Genomic DNA, 4,033 nt, shown 5'->3' on the forward strand with positions numbered 1-4,033 from the left:
ACAACGCCGGGGCTGGCCTGGCGGTGGCCACCTACGGCGGGCGGTGGGGCCACCCGGTGCTGCTCGGCGGGCGGCACCACCCCGGGGTGATCGCGTCGGCGGTCGGTGACGTGGGTGCCCGCCGATACCTGCGCGCGCACGCGGCATCGGTGGTCGAGGTGCCGTGCGACGACACCGGGTCCCCGCTCGATGTGGACGTGCCCGGGGATCTCGACACCGCACCCGTAACACCGGCGACACACGGGGTATCCGGCCGGTAATCGCGCGCGGATAGAACAAGGTCATCGGCTCGGCCACCCCTCGCGGACAGGCCGCGCCCCGGTACCCCGGCCCCCGTCACCTCGGCCGGCACCCCAGCCCCGGGAGCGGACATGACCACACCACCACCGAGCAGCGCGCCGACCGGGTTCAGCGTCCCGGTGATCGACCTGAGCCCCTACACCGCCGGCGACGACCCCGCCCGAGACGACCCCGCCCGCGAGCGCGTCGCGCGCGAGATCGACGCCGCGTGCTCCTCCGTCGGGTTCATGCAGATCGTCGGGCACGGTATCGACGACGCGGTGATCGAGGGGCTGGCGGGCGCGATCGACGATTTCTTCGCCCTGCCGCCCGAGACCAAGAACGGCTACCGCGTGGCCGGCGCCAACCGCGGGTACAGCCCGCCGAAGAGCGAGACGCTCAGCCTGAGCCTGGGGGTCGAGTCCGCGGGAAGGATGAACGACTTCTTCGAGGCGTTCAACGTGGGCGTCGAGGCGCGCTCCTTCCCGGACCTGGCGCTGGACGAGGCCGACTACGGGATCAACCTGTGGCCGTACCTCCCCGACTTCCGGCCCCGGATCGACGCCTACTTCGCCGAGGCCTCGCGGGTCGCGCGGACCCTCACCCGGGCGTTCGCCGACGCGCTCGGGGTGCCGCCCGAGGTGTTCACCGGGATGACCGGGCACTCGATCGACGTGCTGCGGCTGAACAACTACGCCCTGCCCCCGGGACCGGTCACCCTCGACGGCGAGCTCACCGGAATGGGCGAGCACACGGACTTCGGCCTGGTCACCGTGCTCTGGGCCGACCGCGTGGCGGGCCTGCAGGTCCTGTCCGCCGACGGGGTGTGGCACGACGTCCACCCGGTCGAGGGCGGGCTGCTGGTCAACCTCGGGGATCTCACCGCGCGACTGACCGGTGACCGCTGGATGTCCACGCTCCACCGGGCCAGGCCGCCGATCGTCGACGGCGGGATCGTGCGCCGACGCTCGGCCGCGTTCTTCCACGACGGCGACGTGGACGCGATCGTGGCCACCCTTCCGGACCTGCCCGGCGCGGATCTGTCCGCGTACGACCCGATCACCGTGCGCGACCACATCGCCGCCAAGCTCGCCGGTTCCCGCCAGGGTCGGGCCAACACCGGGGCGGTCCGCGAGGCCGCGCGTGTCCTGGCGGCAGCGCAGCAGGACCGCCGGTGAGCGCAGGATTCTCGGGGTCGCCCGGCGCCCTGTCCGGCGCCCCCTCCGGTGCACTGGCTGATGCACTGGCTGCCTCCCTGACCGACGCCCTGGACGCCGATCTCGCCGCGGCCGACGCCGACCTCGCCGAGCGGTACCCCGGCCCACCTTCCACCCGCCACCCCGTCCACACCCTGTACCTGCCCGCCGAGCGCGTCCACGCCGGCGTGGTGGCCGAGGTGGGCGCGGCCGCGCTCGACGCGTTCGACACCCACCTGCCGGACGCCGCCGCGCTGGTGAGAGTGTTCGGAGACGTGGTGGCAGGGGAACCCGGCACCGGGGGCGACGACGACGAGGCGCGCACCCACTCCGAGGCCGCATCCCTCCACGCGCTCGTGAGGAGCAAACTCGAGCGGGAACCCGTCGAGGACCTGCGCATCGACTTCGAGGACGGCTTCACCCAGCGCGGGGTGCCCGCCGGCGACCGCGACCGCGACGAGGACGCCCACGTGGACCGGGTGCTGGCCGCTCTATTGGTTGGGCAGAGGGCGCGGTCGGAGAAGTCGGAGCAGTCGAAGCAGTCGGAGCAGTCGGCGGCTGCGGGGCAGGGGCCGACCTCGTCGTCGTCGCTGTCGTCGCCCCTGGTGGCACCGCTCCCCGCGTTCTGGGGGCTGCGGTTCGGGTCCCTCGACCCGCAGACCCGCCGACGGGGGATCCGCACCTTCTCCCGGTTCGTCAGCAGGCTCACGGCGGAGGGTGGGCTGCCCCGCAGCCTGCCGAGCGGCTTCCGCCCGACCCTGCCCAAGGTCACCTCGGTGGACCAGGTCGACGCGATGGTCCGGATTTGCCGAGAGCTCGAGCAGGCCTGCGGACTGGCCGAGCGGAGCATCGGGTTCGAGATCCAGATCGAGACCCCGCAGTCGATCTGCGGGCCCGACGGGTCCGCGCTGGTGGCGCGGCTGGTGCATGCCTCCGATCGACGCTGCATCGGACTGCACTACGGCACCTACGACTACTCGGCCGCCTGCGGGATCGCCGCCGAGTACCAGGCGATGGACCACCCGGCCGCCGACCACGCCAAGGCCGTCATGCAGGTCGCCGCCGCCTGGACCGGGGTGGCGCTCTCGGACGGCTCCACCAACCGGTTGCCCGTGGGCGAGTCGGCCGCGGTCCTCGCCGCCTGGACGCTGCACGCGCGACTGGTGGACCGATCCCTGCGCCGGGGCTTCTATCAGGGCTGGGACCTGCACCCCGCGCAGCTGGTCTCCCGGTACGTGGCGACCTACGCGTTCTACCGTCGCTCGTTGCCCACCGCCTGCACGCGCCTCTCGGCCTACCTCGGCACCGCTCCCGGTGGAGCCCGGGCATCTGCCGGATACCTCGACGAACCGGCCACCGCCCGCGCCCTGGCCGACTTCTGCGTGCGCGCGCTGGACTGCGGGGCCGTCACCGCCGGGGAGGTGGCCGAGCTGGCCGGTGTCGACAGGGCCGCGCTCGACCGGCTCCGGCGGCCGGGCACCGAACGGACCCTTCCGCCCGAACAGTCCCACCACCGGGACCACGTCCACGACCGGGCGGAGACCACGACATGAGCGCACACGGTGTCCCCGAGATCGTCTTCCGCGCACGCCGGGCGGTGATCGGCGCCGAGGTCGTGCCGGCCACCGTGACGGTCTCCGGCGGGATCATCCTGGCCGTCGAGACCGGTCCCGCGGCCCCGACCTCCCCGACGCCGGCCGGCACGGACGTCGTCGACCTGGGTGACGACGTGGTGCTGCTGCCCGGACTGGTCGACACCCACGTCCACGTCAACGAACCCGGCCGCACCGACTGGGAGGGATTCGCCAGCGCCACCCGCGCCGCCGCGTGCGGCGGGGTGACCACCTTGATCGACATGCCGCTCAACTCCAGCCCGGTGACCACCGGACCCGCCGCGCTCGACGCCAAACTGGCCAGCGCGACCGGGAAACTGCACGTGGACGCCGGGTTCTGGGGTGGGGCCGTGCCTGAGAACCTGGGCCGGCTGCGCGAACTCTGGGATCGCGGGGTGTTCGGTTTCAAGTGCTTCCTGCTCCACTCGGGGATCGACGAGTTCCCGCCGCTCGATGACGTGCAGATGCTGGCGGCCATGGAGGAGATAGCCGGGTTCGGCGGACTGCTCATCGTCCATGCCGAGGACGCCGGGACCATCGACGCGCAGCCCCCGCCGTCCGGGCCCACCTACGCGGGATTCCTGGAATCCCGACCGGTCGCCGCAGAAGTCCGCGCGGTGGCGCAGGTCATCGACGGCGTCCGCCGCACCGGGTGCCGGACCCACATCCTGCACCTGTCGGCCGCCGACGCCCTGCCGCTGATCCGGGACGCCAAGGCGGAGGGCCTGCCCCTGACGGTGGAGACGTGCCCGCACTATCTGTCGCTGTTCTCCGAGGAGATCCAGCCGGGCGCCACCCACTACAAATGTTGCCCGCCGATCCGCGAGGCCGGCAACCGCGAGCGGCTGTGGGAGGGGCTGCGCGACGGGACCATCGACCTGGTGGTCTCGGACCATTCGCCGTGCGTTCCCGAACTCAAGCGCTTCGACAGCGGCGACTTCGGCC

The 4,033-nt window shown here is 72.9% G+C and carries 3 protein-coding genes and 1 pseudogene; all 4 read left to right on the forward strand.

All coding sequences use genetic code 11. The features are described 5' to 3' along the window. Nucleotides 1-260, forward strand: a pseudogene (locus tag G6031_RS11345) (hypothetical protein); the annotation flags it as partial. A gap of 111 nt (nucleotides 261-371) precedes the next feature. Further along, nucleotides 372-1,457, forward strand: coding sequence for an isopenicillin N synthase family oxygenase (locus G6031_RS11350; protein WP_182653317.1), 1,086 nt, complete (start codon nucleotides 372-374; stop codon nucleotides 1,455-1,457). Continuing rightward, nucleotides 1,454-3,028, forward strand: a complete 1,575-nt coding sequence (locus G6031_RS11355; protein WP_347238484.1) for an aldolase — start codon at nucleotides 1,454-1,456, stop codon at nucleotides 3,026-3,028. The genes G6031_RS11350 and G6031_RS11355 overlap by 4 nt, the downstream gene beginning before the upstream one ends. Continuing rightward, a partial coding sequence (gene allB, locus G6031_RS11360; RefSeq protein WP_182653318.1) for an allantoinase AllB occupies nucleotides 3,025-4,033 on the forward strand: 1,009 nt, incomplete at its 3' end. The genes G6031_RS11355 and allB, both read left to right, overlap by 4 nt.

This window comes from Dietzia sp. CQ4 (assembly GCF_014145125.1).
GTDB classification, from domain to species: Bacteria; Actinomycetota; Actinomycetes; order Mycobacteriales; family Mycobacteriaceae; genus Dietzia; species Dietzia natronolimnaea.

Coding starts and splice junctions, on each gene's coding strand:
- G6031_RS11350 (WP_182653317.1), top strand. CDS start 372: ATGACCACACCACCACCGAGCAGCGCGCCGACCGGGTTCAGCGTCCCG.